Genomic DNA, 26612 nt, shown 5'->3' with positions numbered 1-26612 from the left:
TTTTCATAGCTTTCTTTTAGTTCTTTTGTCTTTTCACTATTCTTCCCTAATTCTACTTTGCTTTCCTCATATGACTTTTTAGCTTTATCAACATTTATTTTAAGTAAAATTTGTGCATCAATTGAATCTTCTAATGCCTGTTTTGATGATTCTAATTTATCTTTATATGTTTTTACTATTTCTGATTGAGTACTTATAGATTTTGAAAGCATTTCTTGTTTTGCCTTTAATCCATCCAATCCCTTGCCATGTTCCTTTAATCCACTAGTTGCATTTTTAAACTCACTTTTTACAACACTTAATGATCTGTTTAAACTGTTTACTCCCTCTTGAAATGAAGTATTATCCATAGCAACACGAACAACTAAACTTCCTATATCTTCTGACATCCTATTCCTCCTTTCTTTTCAAATTAAAAGAGCCTAGAAAAATTTCTAAGCTCTTATAACCAACTTATTTCATCTATATAAACATCTTCTTCATTATCTTCTTTGTTATTTTTACCCCAACCATTAAACTTACAATGTTCATCCCATAGAACTAATAATTTTTTTAATGTTAATCTCCAAAATTCATGGTCTGTAAAATTTAATTGAACTTTGCCAATATAAAAAAGCCAACTCCAAGGTAATTCCTTAGAGTGGCTTATACGTTTTTTCCATCATCTTCACTCTCTTCTTTTTTATCTGGTAAAGACATATCCATAGCTTTTCCTACCGCTTCTATAACGTCAGTTACATTTTGTAGTGTTATTAATTTTCCTACTTTTTTATCTGTTAAATTATCATCTTCATGGCATAATCCAACATACAACATATATCTTATGTCATTCATCTTAGGTTGTGATGAAAGTGAAGCTATTGCTTTATAAATATCACCATATTTATCTTCTATTTCACACAATGCATTTAAATCAAATAATATATGTCTTTCTTTATCTAAATTAATTACTGCACCCTTAGTATTTAAATTGCTCACTTTATATACCTCCTTGTGCTATCTTACCTGCTTTTAAAAAATCTACTTTAAAGAATTGCTCTTGTTTAGGTGCTCCTTTTAAATCTGTATCAGCTGTAATTTTATAAACACCGTCATTAATTCTAGGCATAAATTTTAATTTTACTTTCTGTGTTTGGAATTCTAATTTATCCTCTTTAGTTTTTCCTTCTTCCTCTAATGGCTCTGCTTTACCTTTTGTTAACCAAACCATTCTAAATGCTTCACCTTCATTAGCACTTTTTGATTTTGGTGCTTCAAATCCAAATGCTATTTCTGCTGGAGTAGCATCCTTATTTTCTATAAGAACTCCATTTTCTATTTTATAACCTAGCCAATCTGCTCTTTCCTCTAGTGTTAATTCAGCAACATCTATTTCAACTTCAATTGCTCCAAGTGAACTTGCTGTTTCTAATAATTGGTCGTCACCATATAATTCAGCAGAATCTACTTTTGGTGCAATTTTTATACTTTTGGCTCCTACAAGTTGTTTTACCTCTGTAGCATATTCTAATTCATCTTTACTATCTTTTGTTAACTTTACATATCTAAAATTTCTTAATCCTTTAATTGCCATAATTATTCCTCCTAATTTTCTGTATAATAAAAGAACCTCAAACACTTATGAAAAATTTTAGTGTCGGGTTCATAAAAATCATATATATTCTTTTTTACAAAGCCATTTTTTATTAACAGATTTACTGTGTCCTTTTTTATAGAATCCAATTCCTCTTTTGACCATAAATCAATTTGTATATAATGTCCTGTACTTTTTTCTGTATCATCATAATAATCTTCACCCTTTTCAAGATACTCAAAAAAGGTTATATATGTTGTTTCTTTCCCAACATATATATGATGTTTTATTGGAATGTTTAAAGGTTTTAAAGTATTCTCAATTAATTCATTTACATTCATGTTCTCACCTTTTTTATATTTTTAGAGCATTTTTAAACTCTTGTTTTATTGTTTCTTTTACTTCTTCTTTTTTTAATTCATATGCAGGTCCTAAAAATGGTTTAGCTTTCATTTTACTAGTACCAAACTCTAAAAATTTCCCATAGAATATTTTAGAATTATCTCCTCTTTGTATTCCTACTACTACATATTTATTTCCAGCTTTCCTATGAATATTAGAAACTTTTAATCCTTTTTTTAAATTTTCTGTTCGTTTGGGTACATTTTTCTTAGCTTCTTCTAAAATTATGTTTCCTGCCTTCTTTAGTGCTATATTTTCTATTTTTTCTCCCGCTTTTCCCATACTCTTTACTCTTTTTATTATTTCATCCATACCGCCTATTTCTAAATCAGCCATATATAATTAATCAACTCCCTCTTTTATTTTATGTTAAGTGTTAATTCTAAACATTTAGGGTTTGTATCATACTTAGCTTGTATCAATTTTATTTCATATTTTTGTTTTTCTATCTCTATAGTGTCATAATCATCAATGTTTTCTACGTATGGTATTCTTATAATTTTTTTTATTTCAACTTTTGCAGAAGCAGCAGCAAAATATCGTTTAAACCCTAATACCCTTTCATTAAAACCTAACCTTTTATACTTAAAATCCTTGTGTTCATCTTCTTCATAGTAAATATCACAAACTCCATCATTAAATACTTGAAATTCTATGTTAGGAACTTTTATTTTCATTTTTCTTCTCCTGCAAAGCCTTTGCTTGATATTCTAAATGTAATGACAATAATTCACTTTGAAAATTAATACTAAACATTTCTAATGCTTGGCTATTTGCATATCTTACATAATCAAATAGTAATGCTCTCGAATTATTTTCCTCTTCAAAATCTAATTCCTTTACTCCTGCTACATCCTTTAAATATGCCATTCCTCTTTTTATCATTCCTGCTATATTCTTATCTATCTTTTCATCTTGCCATGAAATATTCAAATAATCTTTAATGTCTTGAAGCAACTCATTATTCATCTAATTCACTTCTTCCTTTATAATTATTTCTGTGTTTCTCCTTTTGTTTTTACTGTTACTTCTAAAGTTGCATCCTCTAGTTTACTTATATCTAATAAAATAAAAGCATTATTATCTAATGCTCTTCCATTTCCATATAATTTAGTAAGATATACTCTTTCATCATCTAAAAACTTAAATTCGTCTGAATACTCAATTTTACCACCATTAGAACCTGCACCTATTCCCATGAAATATTTTTCACTTAATCCGATAATAGCTTCACCCTCATTAACTCCACAGCTTTGTATTACTGTAGTTGGAAATGGAAATACATTATTCTTATATGTTCCATCTGTTCCTCTAATAGTTGTTGCCGGCATTACTTTTGTAAAGTAATCTACAGGATTAACTATTAAAACAACACTATTTACTGGTCTCTTTTTATCATTAGGTCCTTTTACTAATGTACTTAGTAATTTGCCATATGTTTTAGGTGATAAATCCATAATTTTAACAACTGACTTTTTAGGATAAACCCCTCCTGTAACTGTTACATTTTCTGATACATCTCTATCCATACCTATTGGTTCATCTTTTCCTGTTCCTGTTACTATAGCTGTTTCCAGTGCACATGCTATAGCTTCTGATAAAGTGCCTCTTACATATGCATCTATCCATTGTGGACCAACTTCTAACATATCCTTTGATATTGGTATATATGCACTCAACTTGCAAAGTGTTAAATCAATCTTTCCTATAGCACCCTCTAATTCCTTAGTTATTTTTGACCCTAAAGGTCCCCATTGTGCCAATTGTACTCCTTTTTTATTTACAAGCACCTTAGTTAAAATTGTTGTATTTTGAAAATTTATTTCATCTAATAATGGATGCTCTGATTTTATATCAGCTATAATGTTGTCAATTATAGTCTCTGGGAAAGCTACTTCTAACCCAGTAAATGCTTGTCTAACATCATTGCTCTTCATAGCTTCTATAACACTTTGATAAAATACATTTTCTTTTTGTGTTAATTGATGCACTCCTCTTTTAGCTAAAATTTCTTTATCTGCTGTTTCTTGATATGCCTTTACATCTTCAAGTATATTTTGTTGTACTGACAATCCAAATTCAGTAAATGCTTGTGCTATTGCTCCTTCATCCTCACTTTGCATAGCTTCCTTTAATCCGTTTAATAACTCTTGTTTTAATAAATCTTTACTTTTCATTGCCATAATATTATTTACCCTCTTTCTTTTTAAATATTTGCATCAATTTATTTGCATTAGTTTTTTGCTCTATAAATTCTTTTGGCACTATTGGTGCTGGTTCATCTTGTAACCTCTGAATATATTTATTATATTTTTGTTTTGCTACTTTTATTGTTTCATCTTCTTGTAGCCCCGCTATTTCATCTGCTAATCCATATTCAACACATTGTTTTGCATTTAACCATGTTTGATTATCTAATAATTCTTTTAATGTATCTTCATTTAATTTTTCTCCTGCTCTTGTTAAGTAACTTGAACAACTTGCTTCGTCTATAACATCAAGATCGTTTGCATTTTTTCTTAATTGTTCAGCATTCCCATAACATCCCATGGATGCATGATGTATCATCATCAACGCATTTGTTCCCATTATTATTTTGTCACAACTCATAGGTATTACACTTGCTATGCTACATGCAAATCCATCTATATATGCTGTTTTATATGCCTTATGCCTTTTCAAAAGATTATATATACCTAATCCTTCTTTGACATTTCCACCATAACTATTTATAAATACATTAATAAAATTAACATTCTCATTATTTTGCAATACATCCTTTATATGTTTAGATGATGTTTCACTTTCTATTTTTTCTCCAGTCCACCAATCCTCTCTATCATCCTCTATATCATCATATAAATAAATTTCTAATGTATCTGCCTGTTGTTTTATTGTCCATAATTGTCTATTCATTCTTCTCACCTCCTTTCGTATTTTCTATATCTGAAATATCCGAATAATTCTTTGTAATCCAATGTTTTTCACTCCAATCTGTGTTTAGAATAGTATCTTTAAGTTTTTTCCTAATTTCATCAACACTATACATTCCAGTAGATATAAGCTTGTCTATTTTTTCTGCAATAGCAAATATATCTATATGTTTAATACATGTAGTATCAATTTTTATTTTTGTCCCACTTAAATATTCCTTTTTACCAATTCTTTTTCTATTTATTTCACTACTTAATAAATCTACTAAAGGGTCTATACAAAATGTTAAAAAATTATCTGTTAACTTTTCAATATCTGCTATATCCCCTCTTAACAATGCTGGTGGTATCTTAAATGCTTGTGCTGACCTTTCAAAAGCCTCCTTAACTAAAATTTGTATATCAGTTATTTCACTAGTAGCTTTTCTACCATTTTCTCCACTCTTTTCTTCATACTTCACACCTTTAGGAAGATTAATTACTGCATTTTCATTTTCAAAATAAGCTTTAAAGCTCTTGCTAAACATTTCATCAATTAGCTTTTTCTTTTCTTCATCCCCCTTTGCAATTGCATCCAAATTAACTATCCCTTTTCTTCCTCCAGCTCTTTTATATTTACCTATTGCCATATTAAGAAGCTTATTATATCCATCCATTAATTTATTTAATAACAGACTTATATCTTTATTGTTAAGCTTAAAATAAAGCACATCACTCATATAAAATCTTTTATTAAATTCATAATCTTTTATTGTTACATTCTCAAAATAATCTTCAATAATCGCATATTCTTTTTTGTAAAAGCTATCTGCAATTATAAATTCTCCATTAATATCAACTACTAAAGCTTCATTGTTATATAACAATTTTGAAATCAATTCTTGAATAAATTCTGTAGAATTTTGATTTTTATTTGGTTCTATATTCCATGTATAATATTCATCCTTTTTTATTTCTTTATTTTTATAAAATGTTTTAAATTCACATTTTGCAATACAACTAGCAATTAGATTTATTGCTGTGTTTATAGCAAATTCCTCTACTGCAATACTATTTAATGTATCTTGAAATTTTTCATTCAAACTTATTTCATTTTTAGAACCAAACATATCCCTGAAAAAATCTATAACCTTCAATCTATCACCCCTTTCATCAAATATTTAATAGGTATATACCCCCAATTCCAAATCATCTATATCAAATGTTTCTCCACTATCTTCTAAATCTCCACTTACACACATAGCTGCTACAAAAGCCATAAATCCATCAGTTTTACGACTTTTGGGTTCTATTTTCCCAAAGCTAAAATTATCATGTTTTTCTTGCTTTATACATGCATTATTTGTATACCATCTCATCAGAGGATTATCTCCCCATACAATATTATGATTAGTAAATGCACTGTTGATTAATGGGTAATTAAGCATCTGATTACTAGGTCTTATTAACTTAATATTATTTGCTCCACCTTTATCAGTATCGAATCCTGCTTCTTTTAGTGACTTAGCTAATAATGTATATCTATACTGGTCCATTCCTAATATAGTTAAGTTATATTTTAAGGCTTGTTCTTGTAACCAAGTTACAGGTGTATTTGGTGGAACTTCTGGACCTTTTATAAAAGTTAAATATCCAGCTTTTTCCCACTCTCTCAAAGGTGCTTTTATCCTTCCTAAATCATTGCAATTTTCACAAACCCATGTATGAGATAACCAATAATATTTACCTTTAAACTTAAATAATAAACCAGCACATACAAAGTCAGTTGTTTTTGCATAATCAATACCTACTGTACAAGTTGCTCCTTCTAAATCTGGTATCTCTTGATTAGTTGCTAATATATTTTCCCAACTTGTAACTTCTTTATCTGCATCTCCTTTTGGTATGTTCATCCTCTTTGTCATAAATGCAGAATTACTTATAGGGTCTTCCTTATAATTTATATATTCTTTCTTTAGTTCTGCTTGTAAATGTGGCAACTTGTGTAATGAGGGGTTTGCTTTATCCCACATTTTAGGGTTATCTACTTCTTTTTCATCATCTAATTTACAAATAAAAGGCAATAGTCCATTATCATCTATAGCACCTATTAATATTTGCTCTGACCTTGAAATTATTTTATCTAGTGGACCATCCCTAACATCTCCATTAGTAGTTGTTATTGTTGTTCTTGGATGTTCTTTTTTTCCAAGTCCAGTTAAAAATACATTTATAGTTTTATAATCTTCATATTGATGATATTCATCAAAATCAACTTTACCCTGTCTTCCACCATCTTTTGTTTTTGCATTTGATGTCCTAAATTTTAATTCTGAACCTGTTTTTAAATTTTTTATAACTTCCTTATTCCAATCAAAGTGTTTTTTAAACTTTTTTTTATTTTTTTCATCATCCAGTACATCATATACATCCTCAAAACTCGTCTTAGCTTGTTCTTCACTGTTTGCACAAATATCAATATGATATTTTTTAACTTTATTAACTGGTGTTAATAAACAAAAATCTTCATATGCCAAATATCCATTTTTACCTGCTCCACGACCAACTAAAATTAATAAGTCTGGAAATCTCAACATACCATTTTTAGTGTATGTGCAATTATGCAATGTAAAACAAAATACTTCCCACTCTAATAAATTAAATGGAAAGTATTTCTGATAATTTAAATATTTATTCAATGCTTCTATATCTACATACAACTCTTCCTTTTCAAAGCACTTCTCTACATAGTCACATAATAGAATTTGTTCTTTACATACCTCTATATACCCACTATGAACTAAATCAATATAGTTTTGTATTTCTGGAATATCACTACAATTCGTCTTCTTCATCATCACCACAACCTACATTATCTGTTGTTAATTCAAGTTGCTTTAATATTGCTAATTTCTGTTTATTATAAATTACTGCATTTTTAACAGCAGGGTTTTCTTTTTTCATTTCATGCCCCGATGCTGATAGTCCTTTAACCATTCTTCCATCTCTTTTTACATCATTTTGCATCGCTTTTTCTTGATTAAAATAGAAAATATAGTCATCAATTAGCCCTAAAAAATGCTCTACATTAGCTCCTTTTAATTCTAATTGTTTTTTTAACGAATCCTTTATTTTACTAGCACTTGCCATATTTTCACCCTCCTTTCAAAATCAGTTTTTATAATATTTTTTCTCACATGTGCGAGAGAGTTGTTTTGTCTTAAATGTTCCCTCGGTCTCTTATACCCCGTTGTTTTTTGATTTTTTTGACTGGGGGGTATGCTACCAACGTTCTTCATTTAACTGTTCTTTATATATAATAGTATGATGTATCTCGTAGTGACAATTGCTACATAATGATACTAAATTATCATCTTTTAATGCCAATGTTGGATATTTCCTTAAATGCTTTATATGATGAACTGTATCTGCTTTGTTATACATTCCTCTTTCCTTGCATACTTGACATTCATGCCTATCTCTTATTAAAATTTCTATTCTCTTATGCTTTCATAAAGTTGATACATAAAAGCCATGAATATTATTATCCTTTATAAACTTCATAACCCATCTATATACTTCCATTTCATTCATATAATAAATCACACTCTCTTACTTCTTATTCTGCCATGTTTTTTTATATAAGTTTTAGATTCATTTTTATAGCATTCTTCAATGTCTTCATAAGGATTATGTGTCTTTACCTTTGCTATACATTCTCCTGTACTATACTTAGGACATTGTGGATTATAATAATTACAAAAACAATTATGTTCCTTGCAACTTCCTAGGTTAACATAGAATTTTAAATTAACATTACCCAACATTTCATTCACCTCACTTATATAAATATATAAAAGAAAAAGCACCCAGCCCCCAGTGCTGAATGCTTTCTAATAATTCTATGCTATTATATTACTACTTATTTTTATTACATACAATGGCACGAATTATGCACGAATTATGCAAAATCTTTTATGCTTTCTGGGAAAAGAATTGTTTTAACTGTGTTGATTAACCTCTTTCTATTTCTTGTTATAGTGCTTTGGTCCTTATTTAGCTTTATTGCTATACTTTCATCTGTTAATTTTGTTTTATTTATATACTTATATTTAATAATAGGAAAATATTTATCATCTTTAATCTTCTCTAATGCATTCTCTATTCTTTTTATTTCTCTTTCTGTTTCCATTTTTTCTAGTTTATATTTTTCTATTAATTGCATATATCTTTCTTGTCCACTTATGTTCCCACCACAAGTTTGATATACAACTATAGACCCACTCTTACTTGGCAATCCATTACATTCTATATACTCTATATCTTCCTCTTTTTGTTTTACTGCTGCTAATAAATTTTTATAATTCATAAGTAATAATTCTACTTTTCTAAAATAACTAATCTCATGTTTTATCATTCTACTATTTTTAAATTCTTCTATAGTTGCTATAGCTGTTTCCTTTGCTGCTCTAGTTATTAACTCCTCTACATCTACATCTACTTTATTCTCCATATTACTTTGCCTCCTCTTTTACACCTTTTCTCACTTTACATCATTATGTTTTTCTTAACCTAATATATTTTTATTAAAATATTCTATACTATAAAACATAAGACTATCCCTTCCAACACCTATAACAAAATTTTCCCCTTTACCTATTTTTTCAAAACTATCATTTATACATTCTATAGCACCCTTGCTAATTTCCCGTGCTTTCATTCCAGATAATCTATATCTTTTGTAATCATCCTTTGTAAATATTCTATATTCCTCTAATCTTTTTATATCTTTCGTTAATGCTTTTAGTTGAAACATTTCTCCTTGGATTGATTTTATTTTATTGTCATAATAGCAAATACTTATATTTAATACTAATATAACTATCATTAAACATGCTTCTGTTAATCTTTCATTCAATAAACGCACTAAACTTAAAGCTATTAAAAAAACTACTAATACTTTAGTACATCTATTTAAACTACCATATATCCCCTTTAAAAATTTCATAATTTCACCCTCTTTATCTCCAATTTTAATTATTTATTTAATAACCTTCTTTACTTTATATTTGTAAGATAGCCTATTTTTCAAGTAATTGTTTAATTTTATTTATACTACTTATAACTTCATCTTTAAAATTTTTAAGTTTCTTATTTAATAAATAACTATTATATTCAGCACTTCTCTTTAATTTTTCCTTTTCTTCTTCTGTTAAATCTAAAGTTTCTTTTTTATTTGATATATACTCTTCAAAATCTTCCATGTTACACCTCTCTATTTAATTTATAATATATTTTAACTATCTATTTAATTATTCTTAATTTTGGTTTATTGTTAGACTCTTTATAACCTTCATCAAACTCATTTACATAATAATCACAGTTACAATATAAAAGTAAATATCCTTTTTTAGAATTCCATTTGACACCTTGAATTCTTTTTATCTTTATCCTTGTATCTACTCCATTAAGTGTCCAATCATCGCACCATGTGTCTAGTGGTTGTAATTCTTGATATAATGGAATTGGTATCATAAAGTCTTTATTTCTTATGCATCCTAAAGGATTTTGTTTAAATATCAAACATCCTGTTTCATTGTTTTTCTTTCCACTACATTCTCCACCTTGTTTATAGTTTCTTACACAATAAGCACATTCTAATCTACAAGGTATGTTTCCCATTTACTCACCTTCTTCACTTTATATTTGTTATACTATACAACTAATTCTTTAGTTGTTATTCCTTCAATATTTTCTATGCTTACATCAAGCAATCTCTCTTTGCTATCTCCATGTGTTATCTTATAACCCGTTATATTTCCAAACCCATTTTGAGTAATAATTATATCCTCACATTTAAACTCTATAACATTTCCACTTTTCATATAAATTTTAGCTTCAACCATATTTTTACTCCTTAACTTTATATTAACTTTATATTTGATTTATATCTATAATCAACATATCATCTTCTACATATATTTCTTTGATTTCATATTCACCATACTGATACCACATATCCAATGACTTTTCATCAAGAGTTTCATATGTCTTATTAGTTTTAGTTCTAATGAAATACTCATTTTTACCATTTAAATAAATATTGACCATATCAGTATTAAGAATAGTTTTTAATGTATATAATTTCATTTTTTAACCTCACATTATATTTGAATTGCGTACTAAAAAATACCGCATATTCATTTGAATAATACGGTATTTTAAGCAATTTAATATTTAATTTTATCTTCGTAATATAAGAAAAATGTGTATAAAACAAATTTATGAAACTTGGTCATTAATCTACTTTTTCATTACAGGATACCATAGTTCAATATAACCATATTCTTTAGTTCCACCATAAATTTCAAACTCTGCACCATCAATCTTTTCATAATTTGAAGTTGGTAGCCATTCAGTATAAAATCTTTTTTGTAGTGTGGTTAGAATTGTTCCGAACTCTTCACCCCACTTAAACCTTTTAGATGGAAAAACTGCATAAGTTTGTGATGGGATATGCTCCATGCTATAATCTGTTGTTTTACTATTATTACCTACGAAACAACAAAGCATATAAGGAAATGTATTTTTTTCTGTTTTTCTATAGTTTACTGCACCGTGAATTTTACATAAGTCTTGTGGCATAAACGATGGCAACTCTCCTGAATCCTTAAATAATTTTTCATACAATCCTTCTTTGTGGCATTTTTGCCAAAGTTGTGCTGGACTTTGATAATTTTCATCACCAATTGAAGACCCAATAGTCTCAATTCCAAAAATATCAAATGCCTCCTTCGTTTCAATTCTGTACTCCATCTCACTCTCTCCTTTAATCGAAATTTGAAAGGATATTCGTGGATAGGCTTTAAGTATAACACCACCATCACGCACTAATGATGGAACTATACCATGCAATGCTTGGAATGCTCTTGTAAATGAAACTGGTGACTCATAACCATACTTTAAGGCAATATCTATTATCTTCACATCACTATTCTGAATTTCAAAAGCAGCCAAAGTTAATCTTCTTCGCCTTATATATTCAACAAGAGATATTCCAGTTATAAATGAGAACATCTTTTGAAAATTATACGATGAACAACATGCCATTTGAGCCACCACATTCATATCAATTTCATTTAATAGATTATTCTCAACATAGTCCAATGAACAATTCATTCTTTTAAGCCAATCCATAGTATAACCTCCTTTCAACTAAAAGTATACTTAAAAAAAAGGATAGTGTCGCAACTATTCTTGTACAGAAAATGTTTAGTTTGTTATATATGAAAAATAACTAAGATTTATCTTATTATTTCGCCTTAATTTACCATTATGAATTAATTATAACATATTTTGTAAATACCGTATTATTCAATTTTCAAAGATCTATTTCTATTAATTAGTTCGTAATATAATCAAAATTTGACAGAACTAATAGAATAAAACTTCTTTCAAATTTATATATTCTTCTGCATCACACATACTGAACGTATCTTCGTGCCAACCACCTTCATCATGGTCATATTTATAATAATAAACTTCTCCATCCTCATTTATTAAAGGGTTAGTTATAGTATCATATGCTGGTGCTCCTACTGGATAATATGTCATAACTTCTTTGTTCAAGAATGGACAATATATCTCTCCCCACTCATTCATGTTTGATTTCCACTCTAACTCTACATCTTCATCTATAGGTTTAATTCCTAATATAGCGTAGTCTTTAATTAATCCCATACTTTCTGTTTCATCTTTAAATATATAAGTTATTTGCCTTAATATCTTATTCCCACTAAAGTAAGTTTCAGCCCCTTCAATGGTTTCATATTTTTCTTGCAAGTTAAATTCTTTAAGCATTAGAACATCTCCAATTTGAAAATCTCTATCATCTTTTCTTAATTCAAAGTTCTTTTTTTCTTCTTTAATTGCATTAAAGTATTGTGGTAATATTTTTAATTCATGTATTTTCATTATTCTCACCTCTTAATTAATCTCATATGTTGTATTAAGTTTACACATTTTACATCTTTCTATAGGCTCGTCGCCATCTTCATTTGCATATCCTTCGCACATACTGTCATATTGTTTAGGTATTCCAATTCCTAAAGATATACCTTCTTTAATTACACTACAGTTTTTTAAAGTTCTCTTAGTCAACTTAAACACTTCCTTCATATTCGTATAATAATCATATTCTGATTTATTTTTTAAATTACCAATCATTGTTTTCTATATACCCCTCATATGGTAAAATGTTCTTGAAAGAAGGTGAGATATATGGATTTCAATGGTGTTAACTCATTTCTCGATGCAGCTGGACAAACAATAAAAGCAATACCAGAAACATATAAAGATGGCTTGCAACCTACAGTAAAAGAAAGTGGTAAAACTTTATCCTTGATACCTAGAGCTATTAATGCTGCATTAGTTCCTCTTCAAAAATGGATACTTTACAAAGAATACAGTTATAACGAAACAGAGCTTATTCTGAAAGAGAAACTTAAAAACATTGATCCACAAAAAATTGTAACACCAGAGCCTTATGTTGGAGTTCCAGTTTTACAGGCTATTTCATATTGCATGGATTGCAATGAACTCCGTAACTTATATGCTAATTTATTAGCAAAATCTATGAATATAGATACAAAAGATAATGCTCATCCAGCCTATGCAGAAATAATAAAACAACTTAGTCCTTTAGATGCCACGATACTCAATAACTTGGCATTGCATGAGAAACCTATCAAAACATTTCCCATAGGCATGGTACGATTTGCTAAAGAAAATCATACACCTAATTTAGGTCTTTATTTAGGTTCACCAGGAATGACAGTTATGAAGCATTTTATTGAACTTGAAAATATTAAGTTTTCAGAGGATATATGCATATCTATTCAGAATTTAGAAAGACTAGGTCTTATTTCTACAGACTACTCAAGAGCATTAGTTGATGTTTCGGCTTATGACAAATTAAAAAATAGTAAGTTCATACATGAAGCTAAAGCTTTTTATGATGAGTATTGGAAAGTAATGCCTCAGTATGCAGACTATAAAATCGTATTACAAAATGGATTATTAGAATCTACACCTTTAGGATTTTCTTTTTCAAAGGTATGTTGTGTAAATTAAATTTTATTTATTATTTTCCACTCTATTGGATACAGTTTCAATTACTGTATCCAATAGCTTAATTTTATATTGTTCATCAATTTTTGATAATTCCTTTACAAACCTATTTAAATTACAAAAAGTTATTACCTGAACAATTACAGCTGAAGAAACTATACTTATTATCACAGTTAGCCAATTTACATTATTCATTATCTTTTCACCTCACTTTCTTGGTTACGTATTATAATCATTTTGTGTATGTTTTAATTATTTTCTGTTGTTCTTTCAAAACGCTGTATGGTATGGCTCTTACTACTTTTCTTAGTTCCACACTCCTTTATAAAATTAAGCTGATCTACTTTTTCTTCTAACTTAATTTTTAATTCTCTATATCTCCATCCCAGTGAACTCTTTATTTCACTCTCTACTATTTTCATTTTTACTACCTGCTTTTTTTAATTTAATGTTGGCATCTTCTAAAAGTTCTATAATATTTCCATTATCAAAATATCCTTTAACTACGTCTTCTGCTAATTTCTTAATTAAATTTTCTTTCATATTTCTTTTGCTCCTTAGATATAAGCTTGTCCAATTCTATGCTAATACATATGGTTCTCGGATCTAATAATCCATAAAGATTTATTGCTTTATGCATTTTTTCTCTTAATTCTTCCATCCATATCAACTCCTTCAATTTCTATTGTTAAAATCTCTCCTGTTTTCCTGTTAAAAAATTCTTGAAAAGTGCTTGTATTCTTGATGCAAAGGTAATCTTTAAAGTTATATCCTTTGCTTAATAAAAATGTTTTTTGCTTTCTTGTTAGACTCTTACCATTCTTCATTTTTTCCCCACCTTATATTTAAACTTGACCCCTTCTTCTTAAATTCCTTTTTCTTGATGAATTCATGGTTTTTTCTATGCTCTTATTAAAATATGCATTAATTAATTTTTCCTTTTCTTTTTTCTTTTTCATATTTTTATTCTGTATTGCCTTATAAGTTTTTTCTGCTACTTCGCTCCAATCCATTTAGCACACCTCCACTTGGCTAATATGAAATGTTGTATTACACATTTTCCCTTGTTTTTCAAAGTCAATGCTATAAGCTTCATAAATCGAATGTTTTGACCTTACTATACCCTTGCACTTGCAATTGTCATAAAATACAACAACTTTATCATCTTTTTTTAATTCTTTTCTATTAACCTTATCTTTTCCCAAATTTTCAAAGATTATTTCGTTTTCTTCGTAAACAGCTTTGCTCTTGAATTCTAGTACCCATCCTTTGTTATTTATGCTTAATACTTGTCCATCTTTTAAGATTAAAATAATGTTTTCATCACCTTTTCTCTTAATAATTTTTCTAGAAACATTTTTATATTTTTTTAATACTTCTTCTTGGTTTTTGTTGTAATTTAATGCTTCTGCTGTAAATATTATCTTCTCCATTGGCAATACTGGACACCTATTATTTATTTCAAATTCCTTTTCTCCTACTCTGTTAATATATAAAGTAATGTATTTCCCTTCCTTATATATTTCAATGCCATATCCACCGCCACAATAAGATATAATCCTATTCAAGTTTTCTATGTTTCTATATCTACTTAATACTTCTGTATCATTAAGTTCTATTTCTTCTTTATTTATTTCCACTACTTTCAAGTTTAATATTGGGTTATTCAAATTATTGTTAGCAACTTTGGGTATATTTGTATCTAAATCGAATAAGCTTAATTGCCCTTCTAACTCAATTCTTTTCAATTAAAGTCACTTCCTACACAATTGCTTATGCTCTCATTGTCATTCCAGCCTAGTAAGTCTCTCTCAAGTTCCTCGAAGTTATATTTCCTTTGTTCAAAGTTATTAAAGCTATCTACCTGTTTAGATTTAAAACCCTTGGAAGTATTCTTATCATCACATTTTGAATACTTTTCTTTCATATAACTTTCAACATTATTTATAAAATCGCTTCCTTTTGTAATTCCCTTAGATAGCGAATCATCTATCGTCTTTTTAAAATAAGCAAAGCTCTTTGCTTTACAACGGATGCAATAATTTACAACAGCTTTTACAAAGGCATATTCATATTGCTCTAAGTAATTATTAAACTGTTGTGAAGTATTTCTAGTTAGTAAGCAAATATTGCTTTCAAAAATACTTTTCAAATCACAATTAGTAGTACTATTACTAGTATCATTATTTATTAGTTCATTATTTAGTATATTAGTATTTATTATATTTCCGGATTTTCCGTAAGTGGGAAACCCGGATACGGAAAACCCGGAAATGGATTTTCCCATATTCGGCTTTTCCGTATATGGCTTTGATTTTTCTTGTAATTGAAATATTTTTTTTGCTTCATCTTGTGGCGTTTCATATATAACTTCTTCCCATGATTCAATTATGTTCTTATCATTTTTAATAGGTCTTTTAATTAAATAACCATGTTTTCTTAGTTCTTTTAATCCAGCATAAAGAGAATCTCGTCCATCCTTAGAATTTTTTTTTAAATCTATAATTGAACACTTCCAATTATCTGGTTTTGACATTAAATAAGCTAAGATTCCTTTTGCCTTAAAAGATAAATTAGCATCTTCTAAAGCTGTTTTATTTAAAAGTATATAAGGATTATCTTTGCTTTTGTTAACTCTTATAATTCCCATTTTTCTTCCCCCTCTTGCAAATTATAGGAGCACTATGCTATAATTAATTAGAATATTTTTTTAAAATTATAGCGTAGTACTTAGATTGCTCTGCAAAGCAATCTATTTTTTTATATTTAAACTTTTTCTATACTCAATCAAATCCTCCAGTGCTTGTTTATGAATAATTCTATCTGTTTCCCTTACATCTGTTTTAATTAATTGCCTTAAAGCTTCTATTGTCTTATTTAACTTTTCTAAATCTTTTGGTGGTACAACCTTTAAACTCATATCTATACTCCTAACAATAAATAAATATCTTTTTATCAAGAAACTCCTTAATTAATTTTTCTAATGCAATTGAATTAAAAAACCATACTCCATAATTTTCTTTTAACAAAGTTTGTATTTTTTCTATATCTACAATTTTAAACTCTTCTAAAACTTCATCAGTTACTTTATATACATTTTCTTTTACTTCTTTTGGTATGTTTACTTTCATATTAATTTTTCTCCATTCAAAACTAATTTTAAAATCATTCTTACACCTCTCCTTAGCCACTAGTGGAGTTAGGTTTATACTAGTGCATAACTTATATATTTCATATCTAACTAAGCTCTTTTATATTGCTTAAATCACTTAAATCTTTTCCTGCATAATTATCTAAAAATTTTAGTAACTCTTTTCTTGTAACTTTAAGCCTACCTAGTTTTAAGCCTATCAAAAGTTTTCTTCTTATTAATTCTCTTACCTTAGGTTCATCAACTTTTAAAAGTAATGCTACCTCAGGTACTGTATATAACAATGGTTCTTTCTCTATCCTTTCTAATTTTTCCATTAAATTATCCTCCATCTAAAAACAATTTTAGGTTGCTACCCTTATATTTAAGCTATAAATTCCTACATTATGATTTAACCAAACCCATCAAAAAGTGTTCATTGTATCTATTTTTAATTATTAAGTTTATTTTTTCTTCGTTGCATTTTTGGGACGCAGCTAGTAAAAAAAATTTCTATCGGATCTTCTATTTCTAATATATTCACTATTTTTACAATTTCATCAAGTGTAAATTGAGAACGATTATTTAACTTAGCATTAAGTGATTGCTGTGTTATCCCAATTTCCCTTGCCATACTTTTTTGGGTATATTTTTTCTCAACCATTTTTCCTTTTAGTTTATTTACATCCATAATCATCGTCCCTTCCGTTGCGTATTTGGGATAATTAAATATTACCATTCCTCTTTATAGGTGTCAACCCATGAATGCAACTTTTTATTACATTTATTACAAATTTCGTTGCATTTATGAAAAAATCTTTTATAATAGTACTTATGGAGGATAATTATTATGAATCAAGAACAAAAAATGGAAACAATAATAAATCGTATAAAAAATAGAAGAATTGAACTTATGTTGTCATATCAAGATTTAGCCAATAAGACAGGCCTAAGCAAATCTACATTGCAACGTTATGAAACAGGTTCTATAAAAAATATGCCTTTAGATAAACTGGAGATCTTAGCAGAAGCTTTAAATATTGAACCTTATTACTTGATGGGGTGGGATATAAAAAAAGATACTACTCTATCTAAGAATGAAATTGCATTGTTAGATAAGTATAATAAATTAAATGACTTAGGAAAATCTGAAGCCAATAAACGTGTTTCTGAATTGACTGAGATATATAAATATACAAATAATTGTATTAAATCTGACAATGAAATAACTACATTTGCAGCACATACTGATGAAGATAATCCTGAATTTGCTAAGTATGATGAAGAAATTGCTAAAAAATTCATGAATAAATTAAAAAACAAAGATAATAAATAATTTATGGTGTTGGGGTGAGAATATATGACAAAATATGAAGAGATAGTCACTAAAGCCCAAGAGCTTGGAATTTCTATTTATGAATTAGATTCCTTTAAAGGTAAGAGTGGTTTTTACTTTGACAATGTTATATTAATAAATAAAAATTTAACTGATAAAGAAAAGGTTTGTATTATGTATGAAGAATTAGGACATCATTTTACTACCTATGGTGATATATCTGATCAAAGGAAAATAGAAAACAGAAAAAAAGAACTACTCGCTCGTCGTTGGGGGTATGATCAAGCTATAAAACTATCACACTTGATAAGTGCATATAAAAATGGTCTTAAAGAAAAGTTTGAAACATCGGAATTTTTAGATATCACAGGAGACTTTTTAGAAGGAACCCTTCAACACTATAAAAATAAATATGGTGCATATCTAGAAATTAAAGATTATTATATATTCTTTGAACCTACCATAAATATAGTACATAAAGATGAAATTAAGCAAAGTGTGTGAAATAGATAAGCTTAAATTATAACAAAGAAGCAAAAACTATAAATTAGATAAATTATAAATACTTTGAAAGGTAGTGGTATTTTTATGCAAGGTAGTGTTAGAAAACGTGGTTCTACTTGGAGCTACTATTTCAATTTGGGTGTAGTTGATGGTGTAAGGAAACGAAAAGAAAAAGGTGGCTTTAAAACAAAAAAAGAAGCTCAACAAGCTCTTAGAATTGCATTAAATGAATTTGAAAGTTGTGGCAGTGTTATTGATGAAAGTAATATATCTATATCTGATTATTTCGATTATTGGTACAAAGAATATGTATTGATAAATTGTAAATATAATACACAAGAATATTATAAAAATATAATTAAAAATCATATTAAGCCTTCCTTAGGTTCATATAAATTAAAATCTTTAACTCCAGCTATTTTACAAGAATTCATAAATAATAAATATTTAGATGGTTTCTCTAAATGTAGCATTAATAATTTTTATGGTGTCCTCTCTGGTGCATTAAAATCAGCTGTATATCCTTATCAATTTATAAAAGAAAATCCTATGAAATACATTAAACTTCCTAAAGATAATAAGCCTAAAAGTGAAGACTTAAAGATTATATCAATTAATGATTTTAATACTATAATTAACAGATTCCCTCAAGGAAGTAGTTTTTACATACCCTTACAAATTGCATTTCATACTGGTATGAGAGCATCAGAAGTCTGTGGACTTACATGGGATTGCATAGATTTTGAAAATAAAACTATACATGTTGAAAAAATACTTTTAAGCAAAAAAAATGGAGTATATGAATTCGGATCACCTAAGACCAAAAGTTCTAATAGATTTATATCTATTGGAGACACTTTAATATTAATATTAAAAAATCATAATGCTTGGCAAAAAGAAAACAAATTGAAGTATGATGAATATTATATAAACTCAAATTTTGTATGTACAAAAGAAAATGGTGAAACTGTGACAACAAATTCTCTAAAATATTTATCTAGAGTTGTCAATTATGAGTTAAACATTAATTTTAACTTTCATTCTCTTAGGCATACTCATGCTACTATGCTATTAGAAGCTGGTGCAAATATAAAAGATATTCAAGTTAGATTAGGTCATTCAAAATTATCAACTACTATGGATATTTATTCACATGTCACTAAAAAAATGAAAGAAGACAGTGTCAATATCTTTGAATCTTTAATAACAAAATGAAAATTTGCCACCTCATAAATTAAAAAGGTGGCAAATAGGTGGCAATTACACTATTTATAAATAACCAAATCTCTTAATCCCTTGATTTATTTATATAATCTACATACTGTTTCCACGTGTGGTGTGTGTGGGAACATGTCTTTTAGTTTTATTTTTTCTATTTTGTATCCTGCTTTTGTTAGGACTTGTAGGTCTGTTACAAGTGATTTTGGGTTGCATGATACGTATATTATTTCTTTTGCATTGAATTTTATTACGTAGTCTAGAGCTACTGGATGTACTCCTGCTCTTGGTGGGTCTAGGATTATTATGTCTGGTTTGTCTTTTACGTTTTGTATTACTTTTGCTACGTCACCAGCTATGAATTGGCAATTTTCTAAGTTGTTTAGTTTTGCATTTTCTTTTGCTGCTTCAACTGCTTCTTCTATTAATTCTATTCCAACTACTTTTTTAGCTTTTGGTGCAACTATTTGTCCGATTGTTCCTGTTCCACAGTATAGGTCAAATACTACTTTGTTGTCTGAGTTACCCATGAAGTCTCTTACCATTGAGTAAAGTTTTTCTGCACCTTTTGTGTTTGTTTGGAAGAATGCAAATGGATTTATTTTAAATTTTAATCCTAATAAATCTTCTATTATGTATTCTCTACCATATAATGTTTTTACTTCGTCAGCTTGAACAACGTCTGATAGTGAATCATTTAGAGTATGTATTATTCCTGCTATTTTTCCATTTAAGTTTAGTGCAGTTATTTCTTCTATAAATTTAGTTAGGTCATAATTAACTTGAGTTGTTGTTACTAAGTTTACAAGTATTTCACCTGTGTTTATAGCTTTTCTTACAACCAGGTTTCTTAAGTATCCTTCATGTTTCATTACTTTGTAGTATGGAAGGTCTGTTTTTCTAAAGTGTTCTAATGTTGCAGTTAGAATTTTTCTAAAGTCTCCATCAACTATTTTGCAGTTATCTACAGTTATTATGCTAAAGCTTCTGTTTTTAACGTGCATTCCTAGTGTTAGTTCTCCGCCTTTTTCCATGTCTCCAAAAGTAAATTCCATTTTGTTTCTGTATTCAAAAACTTCTGGGCTTTCTTCTATTCCTAAGAATTCATAGCCTTGTATGTTTCCTTCGTCTAAAAGTCTTTTTACTTGGTCTACTTTGAAGTCTAATTGTGTTTTATAGTCTAGGTAAGCATTACTACAACCACCACATTGATGTGAAATGTTACAATGTGGCTCTATTTTGTAGTCTACATCTTCAAGTACTTCTATAAGTTTTGCTTGAACTCCGCTTTGAGAGCTTTTTTTAGTTACTCTTGCTTTTACTTTTTGTCCTGGTAATGTATTTTTTACTGTAACTTTTTCACCTTCGTAAAAAGCTACACCTTTTCCTGGGAATTCTGTTGTTTCTATTAAAAATTCGTATTCTTTTCTTTTTCTCAAATAAATCTCTCCTATTTGTTATTTTTAGTAAGCTTCAATTTTGCTACTTTTTGTCCTAAAGTCATATTGTCTTTCTTTAGTGTCATTATTACATTATATATTATAAGCACTGGTATAAACAATATTACTCCAAATAAAAATTTATCTGAGATTACGAATTGGAAAAGTCTTAGTATGAAGTCTATTAAAACTGTTCCTATAGCTGAAACACCAGCTACAACTATAACATCTATAAGTTGTGCTTTTAATACATCAACAGCAGTTATTTTGTCATTTCCAACTAATAGCTCTTTAGTTTCATTTAAAGCTTCTAATTCTTCATTTGATGGTGCATCTTCTACTAATAATTCATCAGCTGTAACTACTTCCTCTGCTACTTCTTCAGTTCCTTCAACTTTTATATCTTCAACTATTTCTTCTGTATTTTCTTTTATATTTTCATTTTTTTCTGTACTCATTATAAAATCCTCCTAAAATAAATTGTATATTATTCAATAAAATTTATATATTCTTTTAATTACTCATTTTTTAATTATATCCTAAAATTAGAAATAAATAACTGTATATTGATAAAGTTTATATTATCAGTAAGTTCTTTAATTTTGATATGAACCAAAGACCAGGTAGAATAAATTCCACCCTACGTTAAATGGTATATATCCTTACATACAAATAACTTTTACATTAATTTCTTTATTTTCATAAGATAAATTTCAATATTGTTTATCTTAATTTTTCATATTAATCAAAGTCCAGGTGGAATGAATTCCACCCTACGTTGAATGATATATATCCTTATATATAAATAATTTTTACATTAATTTACATATTTTTATAAAATAAATTTTAATATTGCTAACTTAGTTTTTCATATTAATCAAAGTCCAGGCGGAATGAATTCCACCCTACGTTAAATAATGAATTTTACCCTACATTGAAAAATCATGAATTTTATTTTTAAATTTATTAATTTTATAGAATATAATTATTTATAAATTTTTCACATCATAACGTTTTTATTATATTACCTTAAAGTTACAGTAGTATGACATTGTTATGTTATTTTAACAAGATTTTTGAGTTGACTTCTAAGATTAAACTTTCAATTTAAATAATGATACTTCAGGTATGTTTCCAAATCTAAATGGTAATTTTGTATTTCCTAATCCACTGCTGACATATAACATAGTTCCTCTTTCATTATTTATGTTGTAGACCCCTTTGGTGTATTTTTCTGCTAATAATGTTGTTTTTAATGGACCATAAAAAGGTATGTATATTTGTCCACCATGACTATGTCCACTTAGAACTAAATCAATAGGGTATTCAATGTACTGATCTATTAAGTCTGGTTCATGCAGTAATAATAGATTTACTCCATTGTTATCAATATTATACATAGTTTCATATGAATTCTGATTTCCCATTAGTCCATCATCAGCTCCAAAAATATTTATGAATTGATTATTAAATTCAATCGTTCTATTTTCATTTGTTAATACTTCAAATCCAGCTTCATTCATTATGTTTTCATAATGTAGTGATGCTCCTCCACCATAATCATGATTTCCATATATAGCGTACTTTCCAATATTGCATTCTATTTTTTTAAGTACTTCTGACACATTGTATAAATCATCATATATTGATGCATTGTCTATTAGATCACCAGTAAAAACTACTATATCTGCATTTAATTTATTTATTTTTTTTACTGCTTTTTCAAGATTATTTAAATTGTAATATTCTCCTAATTGGGTGTCAGTAAATTGGACCACTCTTAATTCATGTTCACCTTTTTCATTAACAGTTATAGTATGAGTTTTTGTGATAAGTAAATTTCTTTCTATAAAAGTTACATATGCAATAGCAAAAAATATAAATGCTAAATTCCAAGATATTATTTTTATAAATACTTTCATATATATTCATCCTTTTCTTTTAGTAAGTTTATTAGATATGTTGTTCTATGAAAATATATCTTTTTCTTGTTACGACAATGTTACAATTCAAATTGCTTTTTTATTTTTTAGTACTATATCCTTGCTAAAATTTATTGGTTTTAATCTAAAATATACTAATCAACAAGATGGACATACCCCTCATGGGCTAATTGACTTATCTAAATTTAATACCATTTTAAATAATTTAATTATATAAATATCCGAAGTCAGTCCCTTATAAAATTCTAAATTAATTTGTTTTTTTGTATTACATATTCTAAAGTTACTAATAACGTGTAATAGCAAGGTTGAAACCTGGCATACCAATTTATTGGTACATTTAATTTATAAAATCAATTCTACTTTGTGTTTTAAGTAATACATTTTTAGATTTACTTTTAAATGCTAAAATACTAGATTTCTCAATTGAAAAACTTTTTTCTTTCATAAATGAACATGAATTATTTAAATAAGTATTTCTTTATAAATTGATTTATAAAATATTATTAATTTGTTTTTTTATTACGCATTCTAAAGTTACTAATAACGTGTAATAGCAAGGTTAAAACCTCGCCTACGAATTTGTTGGTAAATTTAATTTTAAATATTATTTTAATTTTAACCAATATAATAGAAAAAGCTGACTTTAAATAGTTTAAAAATTATTTAAAGTCAGCCGTAATGTTTAAGATATAAATCTAAATGTTTTTTATGGTGTATATCTTACTGTTTTATCTTTATATATTATTATTAATGATTTAGGACTTATTTTCTGTCCTTCTGCTTCAACTTCATTATTTGAAAAGTTTGCTATTACTTTTAAGTCATTTCCGTATTCAGTCATTTGAATTAATCCATCATCAGATAATACTTTATAATTTGTCATTTCTTTATTAATTGCTTTTTTACTAAATTCAGACCACATTTTTGTATGATTTATTATGATATCTTTATTTTTTTCGTACTCATATCTATCAATGTGGTATAGTGGTGGAACATTATATAAAATTTCATAAAGCATTCTATTTTCCACTTCATCTTTTATTTTCAGTGTTCCCCATCCCCACCAATGAGTTGTTATAACTGAATCATTATAAACTAATTTATATAGTGGAATTGTATACTTTGTATCTAAAAATAGTTTTTTATATTTATCTTTTAATGGAATTTCCTTTGAAAACATCTCTGGAACTCCATTATTACTTGAATAATATCTTCCAACATAATATTCACTTTCTTTATTTTTACTCATATCACTATCCATCCATGAAAAAGATGGTGTTTCAATTCCATGTGCAAAAGCTATATGCTTATTTGCAAAATCATTTCCGCCTTCAGTTCCAACTACCATATTCTTTTCATTCTGAAGATAATCCATTCTTTCAATTCTTGCTTTTATATCTTGCTCTTCTGTAGTTATATGTTCACTAGAATAATCATCAAATACTTCCCCAGTTCCATCAGTATCTAAAAACCATGAATTGAACTTTAATCCTGTATCTAAAATTTGTGATACTCTTTCTCGTACACTTGGCATTGCTAATGTAGGATTTAATTTTCTTCCTGTCCCCTGAAATCCACCTATTTTCTTACCATCTTTATTTGTTACAGTTGCATTATCATAAAGTGATGTATCTGAAAATTTAGCTGTTATCCATTTTTCTTCACCAGGTTTATGAATTGAATGATATGAATCATATGTACCAATTAAATATCCTAGTTTATTAGCAGTTTCAACTAGTTCAGGCTTATTGAATCCATTTTGCCAATCATCAAACCCAATCCACATATTATTTATTCCAGAATTTTTCATATCATTTAACACATCTACCGTGTTCATATTAGCCCATTTATCTATATCATCTACATTACTTCCTAATTCACTTTTTAATAATCTTTTGTTTAAATCTATAATTTCAACTTCATTTAAGTTTTTTATCCCTTTAGATATGATTTTTTTACTTTCACTATCTATTGAATTAAATACCTTATCATTATAAAACTCTTTTAATTTTAACACTTCACTAAATGCCTTAATAACTCTATTTTTAGTATACTTATCTACATATCCTAAGTTTTCTAAATCATCAAATGCTAATGCAAGTTCTTCACCATCTTCAACTTTAGTTCTTAATAACTCTTGTATCCAATTTTTTAATGAGTTTGGAATATTATTTTTCAATGAGCTCCACTTTATGTTTTCTTCAGATATAATAGATTTATCCCAAAAATATACATGTGGTGCACCATATAATTTTTCAATATTTTTATTTTCTCTAGATTTTTCTTCTAATGTTTTAAATTCACCTTTTTCAACAATATAATTTCTATATGTCTTTGCCACATCTACTGGATTCTTTTTAGTTAAATATATTCTAAATCCATATTCTTTATTTCCATTTATAGATGGGTATTGGTGTTCAAATCCAAATTTTATATTATTTTCTGTATCAAATTTAATAGTATTATTATATGGATTCTTTATTACATATAATAAGGAATATTCTTTCTTATCTACAGCAAAGAATTGCATTGAAAAAGTTTCTATTACTTTTAGTTCTTGCTCTTTAAAATATTCTTTCCAAACATCATCATCATTTGAAATATATTTTCCTTCATTTAATGGTAACATATATTTTTCCCCATTAATACTTGGCCAAAGAAAACTATTTTCATCATCATTTTTATTAGATTTTATAGATACATCTAAATATTCCTCTTTTTTCTTAATATCAACATCAATATTATTTTCATCATAACTCCAAGATATATTATCTTTACTCTTTTTTAAATTGCTAAACTTCATATTATTTAATGGTTCTGATACAGTCTCCTTAACTCCACTAGATTCAACAGACAGATTAAATGTTTCTGGATCTACATCAAATTCAAAATCTAAATTTAACTTTGTATCCGATATTTTATATTCTGATATTTCTTTTTTTGCACATCCTGAAACTATAGAACCTACCATGGTTATAGATAATACTAATGCAATTATTCTTTTCATTTCAATCACCTCGTAA

Annotated in this window: 42 protein-coding genes and 1 pseudogene; 4 read left to right on the top strand and 39 right to left on the bottom strand. The window is 27.6% G+C overall.

The features are described from left to right. From BN346_RS11000 to BN346_RS10885, 23 genes and pseudogenes are all read right to left on the bottom strand, one after another. Window positions 1–389: pseudogene (locus BN346_RS11000) on the bottom strand (hypothetical protein); the annotation flags it as partial. 256 nt (window positions 390–645) lie between these two features. Beyond that, window positions 646–978 (bottom strand): hypothetical protein, encoded by a 333-nt coding sequence (locus tag BN346_RS10995; RefSeq protein ID WP_040328594.1) that lies wholly within the window; start codon window positions 976–978, stop codon window positions 646–648. A gap of 1 nt (window position 979) precedes the next feature. Continuing rightward, window positions 980–1573 carry a major tail protein gene (locus BN346_RS10990; RefSeq protein WP_040328593.1) on the bottom strand — a complete coding sequence of 198 codons (594 nt, stop codon included), beginning with the start codon at window positions 1571–1573 and terminating at the stop codon, window positions 980–982. A gap of 11 nt (window positions 1574–1584) precedes the next feature. Continuing rightward, window positions 1585–1914, bottom strand: coding sequence for a hypothetical protein (locus tag BN346_RS10985; protein WP_040328591.1), 330 nt, complete (start codon window positions 1912–1914; stop codon window positions 1585–1587). Window positions 1915–1927: 13 nt separating this feature from the next. Continuing rightward, window positions 1928–2311, bottom strand: coding sequence for an HK97-gp10 family putative phage morphogenesis protein (locus BN346_RS10980; protein ID WP_040328589.1), 384 nt, complete (start codon window positions 2309–2311; stop codon window positions 1928–1930). Window positions 2312–2334: 23 nt separating this feature from the next. Continuing rightward, the gene (locus tag BN346_RS10975; RefSeq protein ID WP_040328588.1) at window positions 2335–2652 is read right to left on the bottom strand and encodes a phage head closure protein; all 318 of its coding nucleotides are present in this window, start codon (window positions 2650–2652) and stop codon (window positions 2335–2337) included. Further along, window positions 2633–2944: a phage head-tail connector protein gene (locus BN346_RS10970; protein WP_040328586.1), complete on the bottom strand. Its 312-nt coding sequence runs from the start codon at window positions 2942–2944 to the stop codon at window positions 2633–2635. The genes BN346_RS10975 and BN346_RS10970 overlap by 20 nt, the downstream gene beginning before the upstream one ends. A gap of 23 nt (window positions 2945–2967) precedes the next feature. Beyond that, window positions 2968–4158, bottom strand: coding sequence for a phage major capsid protein (locus BN346_RS10965; RefSeq protein WP_242838427.1), 1191 nt, complete (start codon window positions 4156–4158; stop codon window positions 2968–2970). A 4-nt stretch (window positions 4159–4162) separates the two neighbouring features. After that, a complete protein-coding gene (locus BN346_RS10960) occupies window positions 4163–4891 on the bottom strand; it encodes a head maturation protease, ClpP-related (RefSeq protein WP_040328584.1) in 729 nt (242 codons plus the stop codon). After that, the gene (locus BN346_RS10955) at window positions 4884–6044 is read right to left on the bottom strand and encodes a phage portal protein (protein ID WP_040328582.1); all 1161 of its coding nucleotides are present in this window, start codon (window positions 6042–6044) and stop codon (window positions 4884–4886) included. Before BN346_RS10955 ends, BN346_RS10960 begins: the two co-directional genes overlap by 8 nt. Window positions 6045–6068: 24 nt before the next feature. After that, on the bottom strand, window positions 6069–7742 hold the full coding sequence (locus BN346_RS10950) for a terminase TerL endonuclease subunit (protein WP_051540314.1): 1674 nt from the start codon (window positions 7740–7742) through the stop codon (window positions 6069–6071). Then, window positions 7723–8037, bottom strand: coding sequence for a P27 family phage terminase small subunit (locus BN346_RS10945; RefSeq protein WP_040328581.1), 315 nt, complete (start codon window positions 8035–8037; stop codon window positions 7723–7725). Before BN346_RS10945 ends, BN346_RS10950 begins: the two co-directional genes overlap by 20 nt. A gap of 132 nt (window positions 8038–8169) precedes the next feature. Next, on the bottom strand, window positions 8170–8373 hold the full coding sequence (locus BN346_RS22090; RefSeq protein WP_278245514.1) for an HNH endonuclease: 204 nt from the start codon (window positions 8371–8373) through the stop codon (window positions 8170–8172). 116 nt (window positions 8374–8489) lie between these two features. After that, window positions 8490–8714 (bottom strand): hypothetical protein, encoded by a 225-nt coding sequence (locus BN346_RS10935; protein WP_148361098.1) that lies wholly within the window; start codon window positions 8712–8714, stop codon window positions 8490–8492. Window positions 8715–8848: 134 nt separating this feature from the next. Next, complete coding sequence (locus BN346_RS10930; RefSeq protein WP_040328578.1) at window positions 8849–9400, bottom strand: hypothetical protein; 552 nt, start codon at window positions 9398–9400, stop codon at window positions 8849–8851. 54 nt (window positions 9401–9454) lie between these two features. After that, window positions 9455–9895 carry a hypothetical protein gene (locus BN346_RS20585; RefSeq protein ID WP_051540311.1) on the bottom strand — a complete coding sequence of 147 codons (441 nt, stop codon included), beginning with the start codon at window positions 9893–9895 and terminating at the stop codon, window positions 9455–9457. 73 nt (window positions 9896–9968) lie between these two features. Then, window positions 9969–10151: a hypothetical protein gene (locus BN346_RS10920; RefSeq protein WP_040328577.1), complete on the bottom strand. Its 183-nt coding sequence runs from the start codon at window positions 10149–10151 to the stop codon at window positions 9969–9971. A gap of 40 nt (window positions 10152–10191) precedes the next feature. Next, complete coding sequence (locus BN346_RS10915; protein ID WP_040328575.1) at window positions 10192–10569, bottom strand: hypothetical protein; 378 nt, start codon at window positions 10567–10569, stop codon at window positions 10192–10194. A gap of 32 nt (window positions 10570–10601) precedes the next feature. Beyond that, a complete protein-coding gene (locus BN346_RS10910; RefSeq protein WP_040328574.1) occupies window positions 10602–10793 on the bottom strand; it encodes a hypothetical protein in 192 nt (63 codons plus the stop codon). Between the two features lie 28 nt (window positions 10794–10821). Then, on the bottom strand, window positions 10822–11037 hold the full coding sequence (locus BN346_RS10905; RefSeq protein ID WP_040328572.1) for a hypothetical protein: 216 nt from the start codon (window positions 11035–11037) through the stop codon (window positions 10822–10824). A 153-nt stretch (window positions 11038–11190) separates the two neighbouring features. After that, entirely contained in the window at window positions 11191–12084 is an 894-nt protein-coding gene (locus BN346_RS10900) for an AraC family transcriptional regulator (protein ID WP_040328571.1), read from the bottom strand. 237 nt (window positions 12085–12321) lie between these two features. Then, window positions 12322–12861, bottom strand: a complete 540-nt coding sequence (locus tag BN346_RS22085) for a DUF3850 domain-containing protein (protein WP_074432703.1) — start codon at window positions 12859–12861, stop codon at window positions 12322–12324. A gap of 12 nt (window positions 12862–12873) precedes the next feature. Beyond that, on the bottom strand, window positions 12874–13113 hold the full coding sequence (locus BN346_RS10885) for a DnaJ-like cysteine-rich domain-containing protein (protein ID WP_040328570.1): 240 nt from the start codon (window positions 13111–13113) through the stop codon (window positions 12874–12876). A gap of 54 nt (window positions 13114–13167) precedes the next feature. Here BN346_RS10885 and BN346_RS20580 point away from each other — a divergent pair, with 54 nt between their 5' ends. After that, the gene (locus BN346_RS20580; protein ID WP_051540308.1) at window positions 13168–14019 is read left to right on the top strand and encodes a DUF4393 domain-containing protein; all 852 of its coding nucleotides are present in this window, start codon (window positions 13168–13170) and stop codon (window positions 14017–14019) included. A gap of 3 nt (window positions 14020–14022) precedes the next feature. Here BN346_RS20580 and BN346_RS10875 read toward each other — a convergent pair whose 3' ends face one another. From BN346_RS10875 to BN346_RS10840, 12 genes are all read right to left on the bottom strand, one after another. Then, window positions 14023–14211 carry a hypothetical protein gene (locus tag BN346_RS10875; RefSeq protein ID WP_040328569.1) on the bottom strand — a complete coding sequence of 63 codons (189 nt, stop codon included), beginning with the start codon at window positions 14209–14211 and terminating at the stop codon, window positions 14023–14025. A 53-nt stretch (window positions 14212–14264) separates the two neighbouring features. Continuing rightward, window positions 14265–14438, bottom strand: coding sequence for a hypothetical protein (locus tag BN346_RS21680; RefSeq protein WP_158644484.1), 174 nt, complete (start codon window positions 14436–14438; stop codon window positions 14265–14267). Next, window positions 14419–14559, bottom strand: coding sequence for a hypothetical protein (locus BN346_RS21675; RefSeq protein WP_158644483.1), 141 nt, complete (start codon window positions 14557–14559; stop codon window positions 14419–14421). Before BN346_RS21675 ends, BN346_RS21680 begins: the two co-directional genes overlap by 20 nt. Next, window positions 14540–14677, bottom strand: coding sequence for an aspartyl-phosphate phosphatase Spo0E family protein (locus BN346_RS20955; protein ID WP_081770988.1), 138 nt, complete (start codon window positions 14675–14677; stop codon window positions 14540–14542). Before BN346_RS20955 ends, BN346_RS21675 begins: the two co-directional genes overlap by 20 nt. Further along, window positions 14649–14843, bottom strand: a complete 195-nt coding sequence (locus tag BN346_RS10870; protein ID WP_034438575.1) for a DUF6906 family protein — start codon at window positions 14841–14843, stop codon at window positions 14649–14651. The genes BN346_RS20955 and BN346_RS10870 overlap by 29 nt, the downstream gene beginning before the upstream one ends. Before the next feature lie 18 nt (window positions 14844–14861). Next, on the bottom strand, window positions 14862–15029 hold the full coding sequence (locus BN346_RS21670; protein WP_158644482.1) for a hypothetical protein: 168 nt from the start codon (window positions 15027–15029) through the stop codon (window positions 14862–14864). Beyond that, complete coding sequence (locus BN346_RS10865) at window positions 15030–15764, bottom strand: hypothetical protein (RefSeq protein ID WP_040328568.1); 735 nt, start codon at window positions 15762–15764, stop codon at window positions 15030–15032. Then, window positions 15761–16666, bottom strand: a complete 906-nt coding sequence (locus BN346_RS20575) for a DnaD domain protein (protein ID WP_051540306.1) — start codon at window positions 16664–16666, stop codon at window positions 15761–15763. Before BN346_RS20575 ends, BN346_RS10865 begins: the two co-directional genes overlap by 4 nt. Before the next feature lie 102 nt (window positions 16667–16768). After that, on the bottom strand, window positions 16769–16936 hold the full coding sequence (locus BN346_RS10855) for a transcriptional regulator (protein ID WP_148361097.1): 168 nt from the start codon (window positions 16934–16936) through the stop codon (window positions 16769–16771). Window positions 16937–16946: 10 nt separating this feature from the next. Continuing rightward, entirely contained in the window at window positions 16947–17147 is a 201-nt protein-coding gene (locus tag BN346_RS10850; protein ID WP_040328566.1) for a hypothetical protein, read from the bottom strand. A 106-nt stretch (window positions 17148–17253) separates the two neighbouring features. After that, on the bottom strand, window positions 17254–17484 hold the full coding sequence (locus BN346_RS10845; RefSeq protein ID WP_051540304.1) for a helix-turn-helix domain-containing protein: 231 nt from the start codon (window positions 17482–17484) through the stop codon (window positions 17254–17256). Window positions 17485–17597: 113 nt separating this feature from the next. Then, window positions 17598–17837 carry a DUF739 family protein gene (locus BN346_RS10840; RefSeq protein WP_040328564.1) on the bottom strand — a complete coding sequence of 80 codons (240 nt, stop codon included), beginning with the start codon at window positions 17835–17837 and terminating at the stop codon, window positions 17598–17600. Between the two features lie 159 nt (window positions 17838–17996). On the opposite strand from BN346_RS10840, the gene BN346_RS10835 reads away from it, so the two are divergent. From BN346_RS10835 to BN346_RS10825, 3 genes are all read left to right on the top strand, one after another. Further along, window positions 17997–18482 carry a helix-turn-helix domain-containing protein gene (locus BN346_RS10835; protein WP_040328562.1) on the top strand — a complete coding sequence of 162 codons (486 nt, stop codon included), beginning with the start codon at window positions 17997–17999 and terminating at the stop codon, window positions 18480–18482. A gap of 24 nt (window positions 18483–18506) precedes the next feature. Next, complete coding sequence (locus BN346_RS10830; protein ID WP_040328560.1) at window positions 18507–18986, top strand: ImmA/IrrE family metallo-endopeptidase; 480 nt, start codon at window positions 18507–18509, stop codon at window positions 18984–18986. Window positions 18987–19070: 84 nt separating this feature from the next. Continuing rightward, window positions 19071–20201: a site-specific integrase gene (locus tag BN346_RS10825; protein ID WP_040328558.1), complete on the top strand. Its 1131-nt coding sequence runs from the start codon at window positions 19071–19073 to the stop codon at window positions 20199–20201. A gap of 86 nt (window positions 20202–20287) precedes the next feature. Here the strand turns inward: BN346_RS10825 and rlmD are convergent, their stop codons facing one another. The 4 genes from rlmD to BN346_RS10805 all read right to left on the bottom strand — a co-directional run bounded on the left by rlmD (window position 20288) and on the right by BN346_RS10805 (window position 26596). Further along, window positions 20288–21643, bottom strand: a complete 1356-nt coding sequence (gene rlmD / locus BN346_RS10820; protein WP_040328557.1) for a 23S rRNA (uracil(1939)-C(5))-methyltransferase RlmD — start codon at window positions 21641–21643, stop codon at window positions 20288–20290. Between the two features lie 11 nt (window positions 21644–21654). Next, window positions 21655–22101: an RDD family protein gene (locus BN346_RS20570; protein WP_051540302.1), complete on the bottom strand. Its 447-nt coding sequence runs from the start codon at window positions 22099–22101 to the stop codon at window positions 21655–21657. 636 nt (window positions 22102–22737) lie between these two features. Then, entirely contained in the window at window positions 22738–23565 is an 828-nt protein-coding gene (locus BN346_RS10810; protein ID WP_040328555.1) for a metallophosphoesterase, read from the bottom strand. 730 nt (window positions 23566–24295) lie between these two features. Continuing rightward, entirely contained in the window at window positions 24296–26596 is a 2301-nt protein-coding gene (locus BN346_RS10805) for a glycoside hydrolase (protein ID WP_040328553.1), read from the bottom strand. Window positions 26597–26612: the final 16 nt, after the last annotated feature.

Origin of the sequence: Clostridium ihumii AP5, assembly GCF_000612845.1 — a bacterium.
GTDB lineage: Bacteria > Bacillota > Clostridia > Clostridiales > Clostridiaceae > Clostridium_J > Clostridium_J ihumii.
Note: the sequence above shows the minus strand (reverse complement) of the source record. Positions and strands in the feature narration are given on the sequence as shown.

Bases quoted from the DNA above. Each gene is read 5' to 3' on its own strand.
- BN346_RS10990 (WP_040328593.1), bottom strand. From the start codon at position 1,573: ATGGCAATTAAAGGATTAAGAAATTTTAGATATGTAAAGTTAACAAAA.
- BN346_RS10985 (WP_040328591.1), bottom strand. From the start codon at position 1,914: ATGAATGTAAATGAATTAATTGAGAATACTTTAAAACCTTTAAACATT.
- BN346_RS10980 (WP_040328589.1), bottom strand. From the start codon at position 2,311: ATGGCTGATTTAGAAATAGGCGGTATGGATGAAATAATAAAAAGAGTA.
- BN346_RS10975 (WP_040328588.1), bottom strand. From the start codon at position 2,652: ATGAAAATAAAAGTTCCTAACATAGAATTTCAAGTATTTAATGATGGA.
- BN346_RS10970 (WP_040328586.1), bottom strand. From the start codon at position 2,944: ATGAATAATGAGTTGCTTCAAGACATTAAAGATTATTTGAATATTTCA.
- BN346_RS10965 (WP_242838427.1), bottom strand. From the start codon at position 4,158: ATGGCAATGAAAAGTAAAGATTTATTAAAACAAGAGTTATTAAACGGA.
- BN346_RS10960 (WP_040328584.1), bottom strand. From the start codon at position 4,891: ATGAATAGACAATTATGGACAATAAAACAACAGGCAGATACATTAGAA.
- BN346_RS10950 (WP_051540314.1), bottom strand. From the start codon at position 7,742: ATGAAGAAGACGAATTGTAGTGATATTCCAGAAATACAAAACTATATT.
- BN346_RS10945 (WP_040328581.1), bottom strand. From the start codon at position 8,037: ATGGCAAGTGCTAGTAAAATAAAGGATTCGTTAAAAAAACAATTAGAA.
- BN346_RS10935 (WP_148361098.1), bottom strand. From the start codon at position 8,714: ATGTTGGGTAATGTTAATTTAAAATTCTATGTTAACCTAGGAAGTTGC.
- BN346_RS10930 (WP_040328578.1), bottom strand. From the start codon at position 9,400: ATGGAGAATAAAGTAGATGTAGATGTAGAGGAGTTAATAACTAGAGCA.
- BN346_RS20585 (WP_051540311.1), bottom strand. From the start codon at position 9,895: ATGAAATTTTTAAAGGGGATATATGGTAGTTTAAATAGATGTACTAAA.
- BN346_RS10920 (WP_040328577.1), bottom strand. From the start codon at position 10,151: ATGGAAGATTTTGAAGAGTATATATCAAATAAAAAAGAAACTTTAGAT.
- BN346_RS10915 (WP_040328575.1), bottom strand. From the start codon at position 10,569: ATGGGAAACATACCTTGTAGATTAGAATGTGCTTATTGTGTAAGAAAC.
- BN346_RS10910 (WP_040328574.1), bottom strand. From the start codon at position 10,793: ATGGTTGAAGCTAAAATTTATATGAAAAGTGGAAATGTTATAGAGTTT.
- BN346_RS10905 (WP_040328572.1), bottom strand. From the start codon at position 11,037: ATGAAATTATATACATTAAAAACTATTCTTAATACTGATATGGTCAAT.
- BN346_RS10900 (WP_040328571.1), bottom strand. From the start codon at position 12,084: ATGGATTGGCTTAAAAGAATGAATTGTTCATTGGACTATGTTGAGAAT.
- BN346_RS22085 (WP_074432703.1), bottom strand. From the start codon at position 12,861: ATGAAAATACATGAATTAAAAATATTACCACAATACTTTAATGCAATT.
- BN346_RS10885 (WP_040328570.1), bottom strand. From the start codon at position 13,113: ATGATTGGTAATTTAAAAAATAAATCAGAATATGATTATTATACGAAT.
- BN346_RS20580 (WP_051540308.1), top strand. From the start codon at position 13,168: ATGGATTTCAATGGTGTTAACTCATTTCTCGATGCAGCTGGACAAACA.
- BN346_RS10875 (WP_040328569.1), bottom strand. From the start codon at position 14,211: ATGAATAATGTAAATTGGCTAACTGTGATAATAAGTATAGTTTCTTCA.
- BN346_RS21680 (WP_158644484.1), bottom strand. From the start codon at position 14,438: ATGAAAATAGTAGAGAGTGAAATAAAGAGTTCACTGGGATGGAGATAT.
- BN346_RS21675 (WP_158644483.1), bottom strand. From the start codon at position 14,559: ATGAAAGAAAATTTAATTAAGAAATTAGCAGAAGACGTAGTTAAAGGA.
- BN346_RS20955 (WP_081770988.1), bottom strand. From the start codon at position 14,677: ATGGAAGAATTAAGAGAAAAAATGCATAAAGCAATAAATCTTTATGGA.
- BN346_RS10870 (WP_034438575.1), bottom strand. From the start codon at position 14,843: ATGAAGAATGGTAAGAGTCTAACAAGAAAGCAAAAAACATTTTTATTA.
- BN346_RS21670 (WP_158644482.1), bottom strand. From the start codon at position 15,029: ATGGATTGGAGCGAAGTAGCAGAAAAAACTTATAAGGCAATACAGAAT.
- BN346_RS20575 (WP_051540306.1), bottom strand. From the start codon at position 16,666: ATGGGAATTATAAGAGTTAACAAAAGCAAAGATAATCCTTATATACTT.
- BN346_RS10855 (WP_148361097.1), bottom strand. From the start codon at position 16,936: ATGAGTTTAAAGGTTGTACCACCAAAAGATTTAGAAAAGTTAAATAAG.
- BN346_RS10850 (WP_040328566.1), bottom strand. From the start codon at position 17,147: ATGAAAGTAAACATACCAAAAGAAGTAAAAGAAAATGTATATAAAGTA.
- BN346_RS10845 (WP_051540304.1), bottom strand. From the start codon at position 17,484: ATGGAAAAATTAGAAAGGATAGAGAAAGAACCATTGTTATATACAGTA.
- BN346_RS10840 (WP_040328564.1), bottom strand. From the start codon at position 17,837: ATGGATGTAAATAAACTAAAAGGAAAAATGGTTGAGAAAAAATATACC.
- BN346_RS10835 (WP_040328562.1), top strand. From the start codon at position 17,997: ATGAATCAAGAACAAAAAATGGAAACAATAATAAATCGTATAAAAAAT.
- BN346_RS10830 (WP_040328560.1), top strand. From the start codon at position 18,507: ATGACAAAATATGAAGAGATAGTCACTAAAGCCCAAGAGCTTGGAATT.
- BN346_RS10825 (WP_040328558.1), top strand. From the start codon at position 19,071: ATGCAAGGTAGTGTTAGAAAACGTGGTTCTACTTGGAGCTACTATTTC.
- BN346_RS20570 (WP_051540302.1), bottom strand. From the start codon at position 22,101: ATGAGTACAGAAAAAAATGAAAATATAAAAGAAAATACAGAAGAAATA.
- BN346_RS10810 (WP_040328555.1), bottom strand. From the start codon at position 23,565: ATGAAAGTATTTATAAAAATAATATCTTGGAATTTAGCATTTATATTT.
- BN346_RS10805 (WP_040328553.1), bottom strand. From the start codon at position 26,596: ATGAAAAGAATAATTGCATTAGTATTATCTATAACCATGGTAGGTTCT.